Consider the following 18,229-nt stretch of genomic DNA (forward strand, 5'->3'; position numbering starts at 1 on the left):
GTTCACCTTACTCCTGAGCAATCGTAGAAGGCGTGCAAGCAATTTCCGTTCGAATGCTGGCCCCGCCGACAAACCGACCACGCCAGATGAACTGGTGGGACGGCGTTTTTTCGTCAAACCGATGAGAGATCCAGCCACCGATCGGGTTGTCCTCGCCTTTTCTGCCGCTCAACGTCAATGGTGCGCTGCTGGACACCACCCGCAGGTGCACAGTCTGCCCATCCCGACATATCGTCAAGCAGTCATCGCCAACTTCTACCGTACAGTCCTCGTGCAGGTTCCAGCACACTTCGATGATGTGCTCGCCCTTGAAGCTCAACTGGTCATTCACCTTAAAGCACGACGAGACCGCATCGAAGTCGATGTCGCGCTGGTGCGTCACGGCATCGCTCAAGCGGCGGTAGCCGTTGTGCGTGCCAGAGAAGTGCTGGATGGGCCCTGAGGGCTCAAACTTCAGGCAGCGCGCCTCTGCCTTGTCCAGCCACATGAAGTTACCACCGATCACCGACTGGTCTTGCTCGTCCACACGCACGGTGTTGTGGGCGTGGGTGGCCCGAAAGTAGTCTCTCCAGGCCTTTTGGGTGTGGTAAGCGTAGGTCCCCACGTCCGACAGGATTTCTTTGCCCCCCACCGACAGCACCATCGCCAGCGCATCAGCATGGCCATGTGCCGCGATGCTCAGGTAACCCAGCGGAGCGCAATCGACAACGGCCTTGACCTCAGAGGGCGTGTCAAACCCTGCGCCCATGATGTAGTAGCCCCCTTCGGGGAATTGCGGCACTGGCGCCTCGACCCGGGCGGGCAGCAGCTCAAATGCTTGTGCAGCCTCGGCGCCCAGCAACCACAGGTTTTTGTCGCCAAACTGCTCGGCCTTGAACTTGAAGTCAGCGCGCGAAAACAATGCTGCGCCAGATGCCAGCAGTGCCTGGTAAAGATCGAAGTCGGGGCGGGGATCCCAACGCACCATCAACGCGTCGTCGGCATCACCAATCATCGGGATCTCCCCGCCCTGGTTCATCAGCGCATGTACAAAATCGGTCATGCGCTGCAGACGTTCCCAATAGGCCGCCGAGAAATCCTGCCCGTTGGCGCGCAACAAGGTGCCGCACAACAGCATCATGTCCATCACCTCATGGTGATAGTAGACAGCCTGCTCTTTGTTGACGCCATCGTGCGTGTTTTGTTTGAGCGCCTCGGCCTCGAAGCCACGCTGCGCCAAGGCGGCCCAGCCACGCATCTCGGGCCACATGGGCCAGGTCATGGCGCCAAACAACAGGCCCATGTATTCGCCCAGCAAGTGGTTGTTGGCCGATGAGTGCTTTGAAAAATGCCCGCTGATGAAGTGGCAGTGCTGAAACACAGAAGTGAGCCAGCGTTGCTTGAAGCGTGCGCCATCACTCCCTGCAAACAAGGGGGACTCATCGCCGCCCAAGAGGTGCCAGGCGGCGGCCCAGTTCACCAGACGCACCGAATGCTCCAGCGAGCTCACCCAGTGCACCCCCACCATGTAGGGGCACTGGTCCATCCATGACTCCAGCAACGTGCGCACACCGCTCAGGTAGCGAGCGTCGCGGCTCAGGTGCCAAGCTTGCGCCAGTGTCACCAGTTCCAGGTGCCGGCTGGGCTCCCAGAGGTATTTGATGTCGCCCACGATGCGTTCATCGCGGTAGTTCAGCGTTTTGCCGAACACCATCGGGGCTACGGTACCGGTGCGCGGGTCTTGGTTCCACTGCGGGGGAAACCCCAGCGGCGCGCCACGCATGGCAAACACATTGAACCGGCCCGCCAGCACCTCATCGGCCGCTTGCAGGTAGGGTATTGCATCCAGCAGGGCTGGTGGTGGGGGCGTCAGCCAGCGCCCGCTGCGGCCCGAGGGCACTGCGGGTTGCCGCGCCAGGCCCACGCCCAGGTTCTGCAACTTGCCATGCACCAACTGTTCAACCCGGTACAACACCTCTGCCGGGTCCATGGTGCGAAGCCGGTTCAGCTTCCAGAGCAGGCCACTCATGGGCGCCCCTTCAGCACAGCGGCATACACCTCGGCAAGTTGAGGCTCAACCGCGAGGTGAGAAAACAACTGCCGTACCTTGGCGCGGGCGGCCTGCCCTTGCTGGCGGGCCATCTGAGGTTGAGTGAGCAGCCCATGCAGGGCTTGGGCCAGGGCGGGCACGTCGCCCGGTGTGACCAAGGCGCCCTCCTGCCCAGGGGTCACCGCATCAGGGATGCCGCCAATCGGCGTGGACACGATGGGCAACCCGGCCTCCATCGCCTCCAGCACGCCCATGGGCAGGCCTTCGTTGTAAGACGGCAGGCAGTACAGGGTGGCGTCGTCCAGCAGGCGTTGCTTGTCGACGCCGCGCACCCAACCTAAAAACCGCACCTGATCGGCCACGCCCTGGCGCTGGGCATGCGCCCGCACCTCTTCCACTTCGCCATCGCCCCCCATCAGCAACTCAGGCGTGATGCCCTGCCCCTTCAACACGGCCAGCGCGTCAACCAGGTCATAAGCGCCCTTGCGCTTGCCAAGCCGCCCCAAAAACAAAATGCGCTGCGCCGCGTAGCTGGCGTCGGGTTTGGCCGTCTCGTGTCGATACAGCACCGGGTTGAACACCACGCGCACATCCCGGCTGGGGCAATGCTCACGCACCCACGCCTGCCAGGAGGGCGACAGCACAATCACGCAGGCGCTGCGCTTGAACACCAGGCGCACAAACCAGCGCTGCCAGGCGCTGCACTCTTGCTCGTAAAAAATCTTGAACTCAGAGCCGTGCAGGTGCAGCACCACTGGCCGCCCGAACGTAAACGCAGGCAGCAGGAATAAAGATTTACGCCAAAAACTGGCTCGGGATGACATGTGCGCATGCACGATCTGCCAGCGAAAGCCCAACAACCCCAGCATGAAACACAACCATGCGCGCACCAAAATCAACAGCTTATTGGTGGCTGAGCCGTCGCAATGCGTTGGGATGTACTCCACGCCACACCGCTCAAAAATGCCCGCCGCACGGTACACGCCGACCACCGATGAGATGCCACCCATCGTGTCGAAATGCGTGCCGATCATTGCAACCTTGCTCATGCCTTGCTGCGGCTGCCAAAGTAGGCAACGTACCACTCCACAAAGCGGCGCACGCCTTCATCGATCGATGTGCCGGGATGAACGCCCGTCCAGGCCTCCAACCGGGCGGTGTCGGCAAACGTGGCCACCACGTCGCCTGGCTGAATGGGCTGGAAATCTTTGATGGCCTCTTGCCCCAGGGCCTTTTCAAGTGCGGCGATGAAATCCATCAATTCAACAGGCTCGCTGTGCCCAATGTTGAACACGCGGTAAGGCGCCCACGACGATGATGGGTTGGGCACCTCGCGATTGAACTCGGCATCTGGCCCGGGAATGCGGTCCAGCGTGCCCACCACACCGGCCACGATGTCGTCGATGTAGGTGAAGTCACGGCGCATCTTGCCGTGGTTGAACACCTTGATGGCCTCTTGCGCACGAATGGCACGGGTGAACAGCATGGGGGCCATGTCAGGACGCCCCCACGGGCCATACACCGTGAAGAAACGCAAGCCCGTGGTCGGCAAGCCGTACAGGTGGCTGTAGGTGTGGGCCATCAGCTCATTGGCCTTTTTGGTGGCCGCATACAGGCTGACGGGGTGATCCACCGGATCAGTTTCGGCAAACGGCATCTTGACGTTGCCGCCATACACGCTGGAGCTGCTGGCGTACACCAAGTGCTTGACGCCCGTGTGGCGACAGCCCTCCAGCACGTTCACAAAGCCAGACAGGTTGGACTGCGAATACGCACGGGGGTTTTGAAGCGAGTAGCGCACCCCGGCCTGGGCCGCCAAATGCACCACAGCGTCAAAGCCTTGCGCCTGGAACAACGCGTCCATGCCGGCATCGTCGGCCAGATCAAGCTTCTGGAACGCAAACCGAGCATTCGGCCAACTTGACTCAATCTGCGACTGGATGTGCGCCAAGCGATCAAGCTTGAGTTGCGGATCGTAGTAGTCGTTGATGTTGTCGATGCCGACCACTTCATCACCACGGGCCAGCAAGGCCAACGCCGTGTGCATGCCGATGAACCCGGCGACTCCCGTGACAAGTACTTTCATGTTGTGGACGTCCTAAAACCTGCTTCTAGCGGCCATGCAGCAAGCAAAAGCCAGACCACAAAAGTCTGCCACCCTTTCGCATCACCAACCACCGCCCGGCTGAGTGTATTGAGACAATGTGTCAATCTACACACGCCCATACAGGGGATCCACTTTCAGGGAACTGACACACTGGTTTGTGTATCCTGATTACGGCGAGCAATCCCTGATGCTCAAACGCCCCCTCACTACCCATCGACGTTCATGCCATGACCTCCATCGTCAAGCTCAAAACCCTGGCCGTGCTGCTGGTGCTGGCGGCGTCTTACGTGGCTGCCGACCAACTCAAGCCCGCCCACCGGATGGAAGAGTCCATCGTCGAGATTGGCAACAACATCCCTGAGCAGTTCGGCGATTGGCGTGCCGACCACTCCAATGAGGTGATCGAGCCTTCGCCTGACGTGCAGGAAACGGTCGACAAGATCTACGATCAGATCGTCAACCGCACGTACGTCAACAGCAAGGGTGACCGGGTCATGCTGAGCATTGCATACGGTGGCGACCAGACCGACGCCCTCAAGGCCCACAGGCAAGAGGTCTGCTACACAGCGCAGGGCTTTAAGGTGTCCAAAGTCCACAACGACCGGTTGCATGTGGGCGCGGCCGCACTGCCGGTCACACGCATGTTTGCAGAACAGGGCTCACGCAAAGAGCCCGTGACCTACTGGTTCACCATGGCAGACCGGGCCGTACTTGGCCGGTTTGAGCGCTTGTTCGTGCAAATTGGCTACGGCCTGAAGGGTGTGATTCCTGATGGCGCGTTGGTACGCGTATCCAGCTTCGGCTCAGACCCCAAGGCGGCCTATGTATTGCACGACGCGTTTGTGCGTGAGTTGGTGGGTCACATCAACAGCCCACGCGTGATCGCGGTCCTGGGTACCAATCCGGGGGCTTGATGAACGTTTGGCAAGAAAACGTACCCGCCAGCCGCCTGGCGGGTTTAGGCGCATGGATCAAAAAAGCACTGCCCATTGTGGCGGTGTTGTTTTTTGCGAGCCTGATGGGCGCAGCAACAGGCCTGGGGTTGGGTATCTTGATTGCGCTGCTGGTGGTGATGGTGGCCGTAGGCGCGCTCATGCTCTGGGATTACCGAGTTGGCGTGGTGGCGTTGATTTTGATCATGCCGGTGTCCAACACCTATCTATTTCCCAGGCAACTGTTTGGCATCACGGGATTCAGCCCTGAAAACCTGATTTTGCTAGGCACAGCGGGCGTTTATTTTCTCAAACATCTTTTCAGTCAGGACGGGCCACTGAAGGTTTCGAGTAAATTTTTCTGGTTTTATGTGTTACCGCTACTGGCTGCGGGCTTTATAGGATCCACACACGTCAACAACATATTCCCAGGATACCTGATTGACAACCAAATAAAATACTCAACCCCCGCACCATACCTCCGGGATGTTGTTATTAAGCCGCTCTTCTTCATGCTCTACGCGTATTTGGTCGCTGCAGCCGCAAAAGAAAGCCGCCGCCCTAATTTGCTGCTAATACCATTTGTTTTATCTATTCTTGTGATGGTTTTGGTTGTCTTTTACGGGGCCCTTTCTTCTGGCCTGGGACTTGCGGGCCTAGCGGACTCGACAAATCGTCAAGCCTTGAACGTTGTCGGAATGCATGCTAATGAGTTGGGACCCATGCTTGTTACAGGCATTGTCTTCGTTTTGTTTATTCAGGCGGGCTTAAGGAGCGTAGCGGTAAAGGCTGCTTGTTGGGCCGTGATGGGGGTTGCTGCTGTCGCTGTGATGCTAACATTTTCGCGGGCAGCGTTTCTTGGATTGATGATAGCTGCCGGATTCTATTTTTTTGGCGCAAAAAATGGCGTCAGACTGCTGGCAGGAGTTCTGGTTATATCCGTCATTGCCATGCTACTACCGCAAGAGGTGATCGATCGGATTTCTGAAGGCATTAAGCCCGGCGCGACTGACGTGCAGTCAATGGGCAAAACCGACAAGCTTACGGCTGGTCGTGTAGCTGGCATTTGGATTCCAGTTTTATACGACATAGCACAGAGCCCGATTGTCGGGAGAGGCATGATGTCCATGCTGTGGTCCAATGCTAGCTGGACAGGCCTTACACCGCATTTGATTACCCACCCGCACAACGCCTATCTTCGCCTCTTAATGGATATGGGATTAATGGGAACCCTTGCTGTATTGACTGGCGTTTTCCTGCTGTGGCAAAAATTCAGGAGCTTGAGTACGCAGGATTTTGCTCCTACGTGGTTGCGCGCCGGGGCTAGAGGCGGCGCCATGGTGTTGTTTGTCTTTGCTATCTTTGGCATTACTGGATCGTCATGGATGCCCGTTCCGATGCAGATATTGGCATGGGGAGCCCTGGGTTTGATTTTGGGCGCGGCGCAAGCTTCTGTGCGCGACTCTCGCCTGTAATCTGGTGTTGTTTTGTGAAGATATTGATCGTCAATAGTGGATTGCGCCACGGCGGCGCTGAAACGCAGATCATTTACCTGTGTCATGCCTTTGTCCGAATGGGGCACCAAGTAGCGCTGTACTTGCTCACCCCTGAGACTGACCGGGTTTCTGACTTGCCGCCAGAAGTTCATGTAGAGCAAGGCCACAAGTCCAGCCCCTTTGACATTAGAGAGGTCATGCGCCTTCGTCGGTTTATACAGAAGTGGCGGCCGGACGTAGTCAAAGGGTTTTTATTTGACGCCAACTTTTATACCCGTCTTGCAGGGGTTGGCACAGGCATCCCCATAATCAATGGCGAGCGGAACGATGGTTATGAATTGAACCGAAACCAAGCGCTTGCCCATTACCCCACCCGGGTGCTGGCCAACGCCGTGGTGGCCAACACCCATGCGGGACGTGCGTTCGCACAACGACTTTTTGGGATTCACGAGTCGAGAACTCATGTGGTGTGGAACGGTATTGACGTAGCCAAGGTGCAGAATTTTTCACCAAATGCGGATGAGAAGCAGACATTGAGGCGGGATCTGTTTGGTGAAGGTGATTTCAAGGTAGTGGTGGTGGTGGGCACCATCCGCCGCAGCAAGGACCACATGCTGGCCTTGAAGGTGTGCGCAGCTTTGCAACGCTCAGATGTCAGCTGGCGTTTCATGTTCGTGGGTGATGCCCCGACAGGTTTCGGGCACTACCGCAGCAAGGCGGCCAGCGAAGAGGCGCAGTACAAACAGGAAGTATTTGATTTCGTTAAAAGCCAGGGCTTGACTGCGTCAGTTGTGTTCACAGGCAAAAGGGATGATGCAATCAAGCTGATTGCTGCGGCCGATGTGCTTTTGTCCACGTCGGTACATGAAGGCTTTCCCAATGTAGTACTTGAGGCAATGGCGGCAGGTACGCCAGTGGTGTCTACCGCCTACTCGGATATCACGCACATCCTGCCTTTTAAATGGCAGGTTTCCCCGGAGCGGGATGCTCAGTCTTTGGCTCAGCGTGTGCAAAATGCTTGGGCCAACCACGATGCCATTTCTGCGGAGCAGCGTGCTTTTGTGGAGCGCGAGGCCACCGTAGATATTTCTGCGCAGCGCATGCTCGCAGTTTTTCAGCAATATGCGGCAAAAAAGGTCCCACCAAAATGAAGCGGCGCATCAGAATCTGTTTCGTGGCGCCCAACCTTTATCCTGTTTTGTCTGGCAACGAAGGAGTCGCTGGGCGCATGGGTGGCGCCGAGGTACAGCAAACGTTCATAGCGAGAGCGCTGGTTGAGCGAGGTTACGACGTGCACGTGGCCAGCTTGGACTTTGGTCAGCGCGACGGGCAGAAAATTGACGGGATCACCCACCATATTCTTTTCAACGAGCAATCTGGACTGCGCGGTCTCAGATTTTTTCACCCGCGAATGACCGGCATTCTTGGTGCACTTGCCCGGGCGGATGCAGACGTTTACTACCAACGCAATGCCGCCATGATCACTGGGCTGGTTGCTTTCCACGCCCGCAGGTTTCGATGTGGAATGATCTACGCCGGCGCTGCAGATACTGACTTCACACCAGGTAAAGAGCGTCTTTACAGTCGTCGTGATCGGGTCATGTTTCAGTGGGGCCTGCAGAGAGCGAATGCCTGGGTTGTGCAGAATCAACACCAGGTTGAAACCGCTCAGAGGCATTACCAACGACAACCCTCTTTGATTCCCAGCTTTTACGTTCCGCCGAACCCTTTATCTGCGCTAACTGGGCCTGAGGTGTTGTGGTGCTCCATGATGCGTCAGATCAAGCGACCTGAGTTGTTCATTGAAGTTGCCAGGCGATTGCCGCACCTCACCTTCAGAATGGTGGGCGGCGCCTTGCCAAGCGAAGACGGGCAGCGCCAATTTGAAAAAGCCAAAGAAATGGCTGTATCGGTGCCCAATCTGATTTTCGAAGGGTTTCAGCCTTACGACGCGGCCGATGCCTTGTTCAACCGCGCCAGTGTGTTCGTCAACACAGCGGTCGATGAAGGCTTCCCCAACACCTATCTGCAAGCCTGGGCGCGCAAGATTCCCACCGTGGCCTTCTGGAACTCGCGTTCATTTTTAAATGGTCAGGCAGTTGACTTGGTGGCGGACAACCTAGATCACATGGTGAAGTTGGTCAACGATCTTGCTCAACGTGGGGCCTATTGGCAAGAACGCTCAGCGCTGGTGGATGCTTATTACCAGGCCCACCGCTCGCCCTCGGCCGCCATGGACGAATATGAACGTGTCATCCACCAGGTGTGTCCGTCACGTTGATGTCGCGCTCCGCGTTACTTGGCAGACAGCCATGCGCATGGTCTTGTGGGCGGCAGTCAGCGGCGGCATGGCTTGCGCGGCCTACGCAGTGCCGTGGCCTGCACCGCAGCAAGCTCGCGCTTTGTGCGAAGCTGGGCGCGGTACGGCGAGTGTGCCCCTAACGTCGCCTACAGCTGAAGAACTCTCCAGCTTGCGTGCGGCGATGCGCCCCGGACAGCCCCGAGCACGGGCATATGAAGGGCTCCAGCGCAAGCTTACGCGCCGAGCCCGTAAATTATGGGATGACAATGGCCTGCAGTTGAAGCCTGAATTGGCGGCCCGCGGTTCCGCCAATGCCGTACAGATGGAAAAGCACTTGCACGTAGCGGCCAGCCGCCTGGCCCAGGTTGCACACGAGTCTTTATGGTTGTGGCGGCTCAGTGGAGATGACCAATGGCTGCAGCAGGCCCTGCAAGTCGCGGCCTGGTTTGGGCGCAACCAGCCGTCGGTTGATCGGGCGGACCTGGCGGCCACTCACGCCCTCGGTGCGTTGATCATGGCCATTGATTGGGTGCCTGTATCACGCTGGCCAGTTGGTGAGTTGCAGCGCGCCCTGGCCGCTGCGCAGAAGCTGCACAATGATCTGACCCTGCATGTGGTCACTGGGCCGCGCGGCTTGCGGGTGAAGCTGGAATCTCACCGTACCGAAATTTTGCCCTCTCTTGCCGTTGCCAGCTTGGTGTTGGCTGTACGGGCACCCGCGCAGCAAGCGGCATGTACCGAGGTGTTGGACCACTTTTTGAGTCAGCCCTGGCCCTGGGGTGGCGATGATGGCGGTTTTGCCAACGGCACGGCATATGGCACTTGGGATGTGCTGTCCTTCATTCAGCCTTGGGATCATTTTCGGCGCGCCACCGGCGTAGACCCAGTGCAAACCGCGCCCGGCGTACGAGCCTTTGGTGATTTCGCCGCCTACTTCATGCGGCCAAGTGAGCCAGGGTCCAAATATGGCGATGCCGCAGAGCGAGACATCACCGAGGCCAGAGCCAGGATGATCCGCGCATATGCGGCCCGCCGCGGCGATCCGGCACTGGTGGCTTTCGCTTCGACGTTCCATGGTGCCGATGAAAGCCGTCTGGAGCTATTGACTGCACCGATCATCAAGGCCAACGCCGTGGCGACGCCACCTGTGTTGCAGCCCGTGCGGGTGTTCGAATCAGTCGGCATGGCCAGCTTGCGTGATGGGGCACACCCAGACCAGGGCCTGGTCGCCTACTTGCGCGGCAGTCCGTACGGGGCTCAATCACATGCACACGCGGACCAGAATGGTGTGCTGCTGTATGTAGACGGTCAGCCCTGGCTTCTGCCCAGCGGTGTTTATGACCAGTACGGATCCCCCCACCACCTGGGGTGGACACGCCGCACTGTGGCCCACAACACCTTGACCTATGACGGTGGCAAAGGCCAAACCCAGGACGATGCCCGTGGCGGGAATGCGCAGGCCACTGGGCAAGTGCGTGGTCATGGTCATCAAGGTGGTGTGGGCTGGGTGTGGGCTGATGCAACGGCTGCTTATGGCGGCCTATTGACCCGTTACTGGCGATGGGTGCTCCGGCTGGACAATGACACCGTGGCCATTGTCGATGACGTCAAGGCGCTGCAGCCGCACCGCTGGGAGTTGAACTTTCACACCGCCGCAGCGGGGCGATTGAGCTCGGATGGTAGGTCGGTGGTGAGCCACTTGGCGGGGGCTGGCGCGTGCATGAACAGCCTAAGCCGCCAAGGCGGTGTACGGTGGGACCTTCAGCCCGATGTCGCGCCGCCTGCGCCACGGTGGGCGGATAAGCTGGCATGGCCCTTGCCCCGCCATCAACGGGTGCTGAGCGTAAAGCCTGTGCGCCAGTTGACGCATGTGGCTCTTCTGACTCGGGGCAGCTGCTCATCAGCCTGGCAAGTCACATTCACCGAGCAGGGCCTCACATTGCAAGGTAAAAGTGCCCGCGCGAACATTGATATAGCGCGTGGGCAAGTGGCCATCTCTGGTCGTTGATTATTCACAAGGACAAATCCGTGTCGGTTGGACGCAAGATGGCAGGGGTGGGGGCCACCCAGATCGTTGAGTTTGGGCTGCAGTTACTCACGCCCGTGGTGCTGGTGCGCGTATTGGAGGCCGATGTGTTCGCCGCCTACCGTTGGGTGTGGCTGTTGGCGGGTACGGTGGCTGCCATCGCACCCCTGGGCATGATCGTGAGCCTGTTTTACTACCTGCCCAAGGCCGAGTCCAAAGCGAAGTTGCAGTACATCACGCAAACGCTGGTGCACCTGCTGATGATGGCCTTGCTGATGGTGGGGGCCGCGTGGTTGTTGCGACAACATCTGCCCGGCGAAACCGGTTTGTTTGCTGCCCATGGACCGTGGCTGGTGAGCTTCACCGTGGCATGGGTGGTGGGGATGCTGCTGGACCAATTGCCTACTGCAGATGAGCGTGTGCGGTGGCAGATGGCCTTGTCCATAGGTTTGGCAGTGGTTAGGTCTGCAGCGTTAGTGTTTGCTGCGTGGCATTGGCAAACACTGGAAGCCATCTTGTATGTGTTATGCGCATTCGTGCTGCTTAAGCTGGCTTTGATGGCGTTTTACGTGGCGCGCTATCATCGGCACCATGATTGGCAGAAAGCACGGCTGACAGAACATTTGGGCCATGCTTGGCCCTTGGGTTTTGGCACTGTTTTATTTGGCCTAAGGCGCCAGAGCGAGCAATGGCTTGTGGCCGCATTGTTCTCGCCATTGCAGTTTGCCGCATTTTCGATTGCTGCGACGTTGGCACCCGTGATGGTGATGGCGCGCAAATCAGTAGGCCTTGTACTGATGCCTAGTATGAGCCGATCTCAAGGACGCGGTGACCTGCAAGCCATGCTCAAAACAAACCAACAGGGCAACTTGGTGGTCAGTGCTTTCATGGGCCCCATGCTGGCGGTTGTAGCTGTCTATGCTGATGTGTTGGTAGGCTGGGTCTACACAACTCAGTACTTGGATGCTGCCAATGTGCTCAGGGTTTTTGTGGTGCTTTGGCTTTTGCAAATGATCGATATGAATGCACTTGTCGTCATGTTGAAAGAAGGCGCCTATCTTTCTAAGGTGAATTTTCCCTTGTTGGCGCTTTCTGTGACCGTGAGTTATCTGGGCGCTAAATTTTTCGGCCTTCCAGGGGCTGCGCTGGGTAGCGTATTGGCCACATATGTAGAACGCATATTACTCGCAAAACAAATTGCCAAAAGAGTTGGCATTTCAATTTATGCAGTTCAGCCTTGGTTAAAAACAGGCTCGTTGGCCTTGTTGTCGCTGGCATTGGTTGCCGCTTCCAGATATGCTCTAGATCGCTTTGGCGTCAATGTGGTTTATGCGATGGTTCTGGTGGCTGCTCTTGCTTCTGGTGTTGGTTTTATTCTCGCGAAGCGCTACATGAAAGGCCTTGGTCATGAATTTAATTAAAGAGCTTATTTATCGAAAGATTTTATTTAGGGGGAATGATGCCGAATTCTGTCGGCATCTTGGTGCAAAGGTCGGCAAGAGGACGCTTATAAAGACAAGGCCTTCGGAGTTGTTGGGTAGCGAGCCGTATCTTGTGGAAATTGGCGATCATGTCGAGATCACCAGCGGGGTTAGATTCATTACTCACGATGGCGGGGTTTGGGTTTTGCGCGATCAAAATCCAGAGGTTGATGTTTTTGGGAAGATCGTGATCGGAGATAATGTTTTCATAGGTTTTAATGCGATTTTAATGCCTGGTGTTGTTGTTGGCGACAACTGCATTATCGGCGCCGGCTCTGTGGTGACCAAGTCAGTGCCTAGCAACTCGGTGGTTGCAGGTGTGCCAGCGAAGATTATTCGGAGAATCGATGAATACAAGATTTCTTCGCTTGAGAAATCTCTGGGCACAAAGAATTTGTCGCCGCGCGAAAAAAGAAAGTATTTAATTGCACACTTCTCCGAAGGAGAATAATTTAAAGCATTATTCACCTGTCTTGTAGTCGTTGATTTTGATGTTTTCTTTTATTATTCTGGCAGGTATGCCTGCAGCCACACATTTCGCGGGGATGCTCCGTGTCACCACAGCATTGGCGCCTACCACACTCCCGCGCCCAATCACCACGGGGCCGATGATTTTCGCGCCTGCGTAAATGATCACATCGTCTTCTATGACGGGCACTTCTTTTTTACCTGATGTGCCGCCAATGGTGACGCCACTGCCAATGTAGCAGCGGGCCCCGATCACTGCGCGGTCATGGATCACCACGCCCAATCCACCATAGGCGAGACATGTTCCTTTGCCCAACTTGGTGCCTGAGCCAATTTGACATCCAAAGGGTATGCGAATCAGCAGCTTGTTCAGCAAACCAGGCAACACCGGAATTCGGCATTGATGAAGTGTGTAAATGAACGCGTGGATGAGATACAGCAATCTGCTCATTGGGGGCTCAGGGTGTGTGTAGGGGCTGGGCCTCTTCACTGATTTGTGCGGTGTTCTGAATCGAGGCCCCCAGGTACGGTGTCAGATCGATGTGTTGCAACAGCAGACGCTGTTTGCCAATGCGGGTCAGGCTGACCTGGTCCGTCAAGTGCACATCCACACGACACCCACCTTCGGTTTTTTGCTTCACGGCGGCCTCGATCTGTTCGATGTCTTGGGCGTTGAGACCCTGGGGGCCGGGCACCGCGTGCAAGATGAGGTGGCCGGGCTGGTGTTGTTCGTACTGGATACGCAAGCACCGTTCCAGCGGCGCAAAGTGGGCGGCGCCCAGTGTGGTGATGCTGATCAGACGCTTGTCGTGGCACACCACAAACTCTTGCTTGCGTCCATGGATGGGGGCGCACACTGGCACATCGCTCAAGGCACCACTCAGTGGCTCGGCCAGCATGGCCATGTCGCCAGTGCGATAGCGGATGAAGGGCATGACCTCGTTGTCGTAGCTGGTGCCAACGATTTCACCCAGTTGCCCGGCCTGGGTGATGGGTTGCCCGTGCTCGTCTACCAGCTCAAAGTAGCCATACCGGGGCCAGAAGTGATAACGACCCAGATCATCGGTGTGGGCAAACAGCACCCGCTCGCTGTGACCATAGTGGGCCACCACCGGGCAGGGCAAGAGTTTACGAAACGCCTCCAGGTGCACCGGCTGGATGGATTCTGAGGTGAGCAACACGCCGCGCACCTGGCTGAGCACCTCCATGCGCTGGTTGGCCGACAGCCACAACAGCAGCGGATACAGTGCCGACGCGTAAGCGTGGATGTAGCGCGGACGCCAGCGGCTCAGGATGTCGGCATACGCGGGCAGGTGTTCAGGCACCAGGTGGTCGCAACTGACGGCCAGGTGGCGCTTGATGGGTTCGTGCATCCACAATTGCGGCCCGGTGGAGCGTCCGCGCAACGCCAATATGGTGGACTTGCCGTCATCCACATCAACCTGGCGCGACAGGGCCTCAAAGGCCGCCCATTCGCGCGCACGCGTGCGCCCCTTTTCCAGGAAAAACACCATGGGCACCGAGGTAGAGCCGCCGGTGAATGTTTTAAGGCGCTGGGCTGGGCGACTGATGCTGGAGGTGTAGTCGTCCAGCCGGCCTTTGTAGTCGGTCTTGTCGCGCAGCGGGAAGTGCCTGAGCGCCTCGCGCGGCTGGTTTTGAATCAGCGGCGCCAGGTGCTGTAGGTGCCGATAACCCGGTACATGCTGCACAGCGGTCAGCAGGGTGTGGGTTAGGCAGCGCTGCAGCTCAGCCTCGGTGGGCTGGCGCGCAAACGCGTCTTGATAGCTGCGATAAGCTGCACCAAATCGCACGGTGGGTGGGATGCGTGCATACGCCCATCCAATGGATGATTTGATCCATTGAGGGGCTTGCATGTACAGCCCAAGCAAGCGATGCAGCTGGTCGTCCATTCTGAGTGGGCATGGTGACTGGACGCTGGGGTAATGCTGATGGCGCCCAGAGGGCACTCAATGGTCGTTCAAGACGATGCCAGCATTGGTGATGTTGGCTTTCTTCAAATTGTCAGCGAGTGCCTTCAGCGCACTCACTGACGTGTGATGACGTCTGCCAACCACCATGGCTGCACCACAAACAGCCGAAATGACCCTGGCATCTGCGCCATGCGCCGCCGCAGGCGTATCCACGATCACGTAATCAAACTTTTGCAGCAACTCCATCACCAGCAACGCAAAAGCTGGGCGCTGCGCAAGCTCAAGCGGATTGGGAGGCGTGGCGCCCACAGGCAGCACGTAAAGGCTGGGAAGCTCTTCGATCGGGCGAATCACGTTTGTCTCGCAGCGCCCCGCAAGCACGCTGCTCAAGCCCACATTGTTGCCCTCAACCCCGAAGATTTCGTGTTGACGCGGCGTTCGCATGTCCGCATCCACAAGCAGGGTACGCCCACCCAGTTGACTGAACACAACCGCAAGGTTGGCGCAGAAAAAACTTTTTCCTTCACCAGAAGAAGGGCTGACCACCGCCAGCGCCTTCTTGGGAGCCCCAGGATTAAAAACAGAACTGATCAGTTGGCTTCGGAAATTTCGAAATGCCTCAGCCTCATCGCTGAAGGGGCTGTTGGCAACCACCAGTTCTGGATTTGCAGTGGAGGCGGAATCACCGCCAGCACTGTATGGATAATGAAATTGCCTGGACAAGGCCCACAGGACATCGTCTCTTTTCACAAAGCCCAGGGCCACGGCCGCGTCACCAAACCGGATGCCATGCTCCGCCTGATACTTGAGCACAGAATCCATCTGCTCGGGCGTCAAATTCTTGGCTTCGCGTATCAACTCGCCAATACTTCGATTGCCAACAGATTGCGGAGCCACAGGAGCGATGATGTTTTGAGGGTTTTCAGACATGTGACACGTGCTCTCAAGCTTTCGAAGAGGTCAGCCGAGGCTGACTGCCCAGGGACAAAAGTTGCCCAACCGGAGACACAGGGCGAGGCAAATTGCCCAAATTCTTGGCGTCTGGCATGACCCCCAAGAACGGCAGGTCCACCAAGCCGTCCAGATCGTTTTCTGTTCGAAGTTTTCTGTTCACGAACTCCAGACCAAAAATCACCAGCAAGCCCATCGCCCCGCCCACAAAAATAGCAAGGAAAATATTCAATATGGTTTTTGGCGAGGAAGGCTCGATGGGCTCCGATGCCGACTTCAAGACAGAAACATTGGTGCGGGTGGCCTGGCGCTCAAGATCGGTCTGATTCAAACGGCTTTGCAATCCGTCGATGGCACGCTGCGCAGAGTCAACTTCTCTGAGGAGAGAATCCATCTCGGCTCGCTTGTCTTTGAGGTCCAGAATTTTTTGCCTTTGATTTGCAAGCGCCTCGCGGATCTGCGCCTCTCTGGCCTGATTGATCGAACTGTTCACGCCCATGCTCTGGGCAACTCGGTTGGTTTCAAGGCCAATACGGCGAGTCAATTCTGCGATGGATGCTTTGGTTTCAACCACCAAAGGATGTGCTTCACCAAAACGCGCTTGCAGCTCTTGCAATTTGGACTCTTGTCTGGCTTTGTCTGCGCGAAGACCGGCAACGAGCGCATTGTTCACCACCTCTGGAGCACGCTCGGCATTGTTGCTGGCTTGGCCTGCGCGATAGCGAGACTCAGCCGCAATGGACTGCATGCCCACCAATTGAGAGGACAACTCGGCCAAACGGGCGTTCTCAACGTCCATCCGTTCATCAATGGATATGATTCCGGTGGCTCGTTGATAGTCTGCCAACGCCTTTTTGGCTTTCTCAAGGCGCACTTGGGCTTGTTGCGCTTGATTTTCAAACATGGCGTTGAATTGCGATGCGGGCTCTGTACGCAACTCCAAGACCGTTTGAATGTAAGCCTGCACAAACGCGTTTGCGATGACAGCCGCAAACCTAGGATCAGCGGCCGCATAGGAAAGGCGCAAAACATTAGACTCTCGCGAAGGAGAAACTTCAAGCTTCTCAAGCAGTAGCGTGGTGAGCCAGTCTTCAACGGTGCCGCGCCCCTCGGTGGCTTCTTCCCAAGCAATTTTGGTATCTGGGTTTTCTGCCAGTCTCAAGCCGGCAATGACTTTGCGTGCAACCCGTTCGCTTTGGATGATATCGACCTGGGTTGCCATGTAGCTGGGCGCCAGCATGCCTGGCATCATCATGCCAGCAACAGGGTCTGGGCTTTTGAGGTCAATCACGACCGATGCCGAAGCGGTGTATTGTTTTGGCAGAAGAACGGTAACCACCGCTGCAGCGACCACAGTCACCCCCAAGATGGCGGCGAACAAAAGCCATCTGGCCTTAAATATTGCGAGGATTTGATTAATCGACATATTTTTATCTCTCGGCTTTTTTGGCGATCACAATGACGCAACCGACATCAACCTCATTTACCACCCATGACCTCTTGGCTTTCCTTTTTAAAGAAAAGGCCCAAGATACTATCTGCACCAATGGTCAGCGCTGTCGCCACCATGAACAAAAGAATGCCGGCAAAGCCATGAATGAAGCCCTGCCCTGCTTCATCACCAAAGTAATATGTCACCATCACCAACACGATCACTCTGATCACGTTGGACACAAATGAAATTGGCAAGATCAAGAGCGCAAGCAGTATGTTTCGCCACTTGTTGGTGTGCCCGACCACACTCATGTAAAAAACGCCGATGGCTTCCAGCGCAAAGATTGAGTTCAGCCCTGCGCAGGCGTCAGCCACCAAGAGCTTGTATGGGCCGATGACCAACGTGACTCCAGTACGGCCGATCGGATAACCAGCGTGATACATCAACCATTCGGCAGCAACGGATACAAAGCTCTTCAGGGGCCCGGTGATGGCAACAACGACGGCACCTGGCAGCGGAACAACCAAAAGCATGAAAGCCAGGGGGAACCACATGAGGCGAACCCCTGCCCAGCCCCGGTAAATGAGCAAAGCAGTAGCCAGAACGAAAATCTGAGAAAACACCTCAAACGCGAGGATGCCTTGCGACTTGCCGACGACATAAAAGGCAGCACCGACCAGCAAGACCACAGATGCGCCTACGGGCGCGACCGCGTTAGGCAAAGCAATCAACGCCTCCCGCCTGATCCACGCCAACCACAACGACAGCGCCACCATGATCGGCCCGTGCCCTTGCCCCACGATGCTCCAGATCGTCTTGTCGAGCACGACGTAGGTTTGGCCGTAAAGAACCAAAAAGCCCAGCAACAAAAGAACCAGCTCAACCACGCTGGGAGATCCCGGGCGCTTATTGACCCCGTCAGGAGTGGCTAGCAGGTTTGAGGTTTGAGTGCTCATGTGGTGATGTGGGCAGTTGCAAGAATGGTTCCTACCTCAGCTCAGAGATGAAACGGATACAAGGGTTCCTCCGCCCCCCCGATACAGGTGATCCTCCAAAGGCATCACGCAGTGT

At 56.9% G+C, this 18,229-nt stretch carries 15 protein-coding genes; 7 read left to right on the forward strand and 8 right to left on the reverse strand.

Translation table 11 applies throughout. The features are described 5' to 3' along the window. Window positions 1–7: 7 nt before the first annotated feature. Genes WNB94_RS05490 through WNB94_RS05500 form a run of 3 tightly spaced genes read right to left on the reverse strand, consistent with a single transcriptional unit; the run spans window position 8 to window position 4,115 of the window. Window positions 8–2,008: a heparinase II/III family protein gene (locus tag WNB94_RS05490; protein WP_341388930.1), complete on the reverse strand. Its 2,001-nt coding sequence runs from the start codon at window positions 2,006–2,008 to the stop codon at window positions 8–10. Further along, window positions 2,005–3,078, reverse strand: a complete 1,074-nt coding sequence (locus WNB94_RS05495) for a glycosyltransferase family 4 protein (RefSeq protein ID WP_341388932.1) — start codon at window positions 3,076–3,078, stop codon at window positions 2,005–2,007. The genes WNB94_RS05490 and WNB94_RS05495 overlap by 4 nt, the downstream gene beginning before the upstream one ends. Beyond that, a complete protein-coding gene (locus tag WNB94_RS05500; protein ID WP_341388934.1) occupies window positions 3,075–4,115 on the reverse strand; it encodes an NAD-dependent epimerase in 1,041 nt (346 codons plus the stop codon). Before WNB94_RS05500 ends, WNB94_RS05495 begins: the two co-directional genes overlap by 4 nt. Before the next feature lie 248 nt (window positions 4,116–4,363). Between WNB94_RS05500 and epsI the strand changes: the two genes are divergently transcribed. From epsI to WNB94_RS05535, 7 genes are all read left to right on the forward strand, one after another. Continuing rightward, window positions 4,364–5,050 (forward strand): exosortase-associated protein EpsI, B-type, encoded by a 687-nt coding sequence (epsI, locus tag WNB94_RS05505; protein ID WP_341388935.1) that lies wholly within the window; start codon window positions 4,364–4,366, stop codon window positions 5,048–5,050. Continuing rightward, window positions 5,050–6,543: an O-antigen ligase family protein gene (locus tag WNB94_RS05510; RefSeq protein ID WP_341388936.1), complete on the forward strand. Its 1,494-nt coding sequence runs from the start codon at window positions 5,050–5,052 to the stop codon at window positions 6,541–6,543. The genes epsI and WNB94_RS05510 overlap by 1 nt, the downstream gene beginning before the upstream one ends. A gap of 14 nt (window positions 6,544–6,557) precedes the next feature. After that, window positions 6,558–7,715 (forward strand): glycosyltransferase, encoded by a 1,158-nt coding sequence (locus WNB94_RS05515; protein WP_341388937.1) that lies wholly within the window; start codon window positions 6,558–6,560, stop codon window positions 7,713–7,715. Beyond that, window positions 7,712–8,845, forward strand: coding sequence for a glycosyltransferase family 4 protein (locus tag WNB94_RS05520; RefSeq protein WP_341388938.1), 1,134 nt, complete (start codon window positions 7,712–7,714; stop codon window positions 8,843–8,845). Before WNB94_RS05515 ends, WNB94_RS05520 begins: the two co-directional genes overlap by 4 nt. 343 nt (window positions 8,846–9,188) lie before the next feature. Then, entirely contained in the window at window positions 9,189–10,874 is a 1,686-nt protein-coding gene (locus WNB94_RS05525) for a heparinase II/III family protein (protein ID WP_341388939.1), read from the forward strand. A gap of 20 nt (window positions 10,875–10,894) precedes the next feature. After that, complete coding sequence (locus tag WNB94_RS05530) at window positions 10,895–12,313, forward strand: lipopolysaccharide biosynthesis protein (protein ID WP_341388941.1); 1,419 nt, start codon at window positions 10,895–10,897, stop codon at window positions 12,311–12,313. After that, the gene (locus WNB94_RS05535; protein WP_341388943.1) at window positions 12,300–12,824 is read left to right on the forward strand and encodes an acyltransferase; all 525 of its coding nucleotides are present in this window, start codon (window positions 12,300–12,302) and stop codon (window positions 12,822–12,824) included. Before WNB94_RS05530 ends, WNB94_RS05535 begins: the two co-directional genes overlap by 14 nt. 9 nt (window positions 12,825–12,833) lie before the next feature. Here WNB94_RS05535 and WNB94_RS05540 read toward each other — a convergent pair whose 3' ends face one another. The 5 genes from WNB94_RS05540 to xrtB are packed head-to-tail and all read right to left on the reverse strand — an operon-like array spanning window position 12,834 to window position 18,114. Beyond that, window positions 12,834–13,292 carry a serine O-acetyltransferase gene (locus tag WNB94_RS05540; protein WP_341388944.1) on the reverse strand — a complete coding sequence of 153 codons (459 nt, stop codon included), beginning with the start codon at window positions 13,290–13,292 and terminating at the stop codon, window positions 12,834–12,836. A 7-nt stretch (window positions 13,293–13,299) separates the two neighbouring features. Then, a complete protein-coding gene (locus tag WNB94_RS05545; protein WP_341388945.1) occupies window positions 13,300–14,751 on the reverse strand; it encodes a phenylacetate--CoA ligase family protein in 1,452 nt (483 codons plus the stop codon). 57 nt (window positions 14,752–14,808) lie between these two features. Continuing rightward, the gene (locus WNB94_RS05550; protein WP_341388947.1) at window positions 14,809–15,702 is read right to left on the reverse strand and encodes a polysaccharide biosynthesis tyrosine autokinase; all 894 of its coding nucleotides are present in this window, start codon (window positions 15,700–15,702) and stop codon (window positions 14,809–14,811) included. 13 nt (window positions 15,703–15,715) lie between these two features. After that, a complete protein-coding gene (epsF, locus tag WNB94_RS05555) occupies window positions 15,716–17,149 on the reverse strand; it encodes a chain length determinant protein EpsF (RefSeq protein ID WP_341388948.1) in 1,434 nt (477 codons plus the stop codon). A gap of 53 nt (window positions 17,150–17,202) precedes the next feature. Then, window positions 17,203–18,114 (reverse strand): exosortase B, encoded by a 912-nt coding sequence (gene xrtB, locus WNB94_RS05560; protein ID WP_341388950.1) that lies wholly within the window; start codon window positions 18,112–18,114, stop codon window positions 17,203–17,205. Window positions 18,115–18,229 lie beyond the last annotated feature (115 nt).

Source organism: Aquabacterium sp. A3 (assembly GCF_038069945.1).
Classification (GTDB): Bacteria; Pseudomonadota; Gammaproteobacteria; order Burkholderiales; family Burkholderiaceae_C; genus Aquabacterium.

Excerpts from the sequence above, each read along its gene's own strand:
- epsF (WP_341388948.1), bottom strand. The coding sequence starts at position 17,149 with ATGTCGATTAATCAAATCCTCGCAATATTTAAGGCCAGATGGCTTTTG.
- WNB94_RS05495 (WP_341388932.1), bottom strand. The coding sequence starts at position 3,078 with ATGAGCAAGGTTGCAATGATCGGCACGCATTTCGACACGATGGGTGGC.
- WNB94_RS05510 (WP_341388936.1), top strand. The coding sequence starts at position 5,050 with ATGAACGTTTGGCAAGAAAACGTACCCGCCAGCCGCCTGGCGGGTTTA.
- xrtB (WP_341388950.1), bottom strand. The coding sequence starts at position 18,114 with ATGAGCACTCAAACCTCAAACCTGCTAGCCACTCCTGACGGGGTCAAT.
- WNB94_RS05550 (WP_341388947.1), bottom strand. The coding sequence starts at position 15,702 with ATGTCTGAAAACCCTCAAAACATCATCGCTCCTGTGGCTCCGCAATCT.
- WNB94_RS05500 (WP_341388934.1), bottom strand. The coding sequence starts at position 4,115 with ATGAAAGTACTTGTCACGGGAGTCGCCGGGTTCATCGGCATGCACACG.
- WNB94_RS05545 (WP_341388945.1), bottom strand. The coding sequence starts at position 14,751 with ATGGACGACCAGCTGCATCGCTTGCTTGGGCTGTACATGCAAGCCCCT.
- WNB94_RS05520 (WP_341388938.1), top strand. The coding sequence starts at position 7,712 with ATGAAGCGGCGCATCAGAATCTGTTTCGTGGCGCCCAACCTTTATCCT.
- WNB94_RS05490 (WP_341388930.1), bottom strand. The coding sequence starts at position 2,008 with ATGAGTGGCCTGCTCTGGAAGCTGAACCGGCTTCGCACCATGGACCCG.
- WNB94_RS05525 (WP_341388939.1), top strand. The coding sequence starts at position 9,189 with ATGGAAAAGCACTTGCACGTAGCGGCCAGCCGCCTGGCCCAGGTTGCA.
- WNB94_RS05535 (WP_341388943.1), top strand. The coding sequence starts at position 12,300 with ATGAATTTAATTAAAGAGCTTATTTATCGAAAGATTTTATTTAGGGGG.
- epsI (WP_341388935.1), top strand. The coding sequence starts at position 4,364 with ATGACCTCCATCGTCAAGCTCAAAACCCTGGCCGTGCTGCTGGTGCTG.
- WNB94_RS05540 (WP_341388944.1), bottom strand. The coding sequence starts at position 13,292 with ATGAGCAGATTGCTGTATCTCATCCACGCGTTCATTTACACACTTCAT.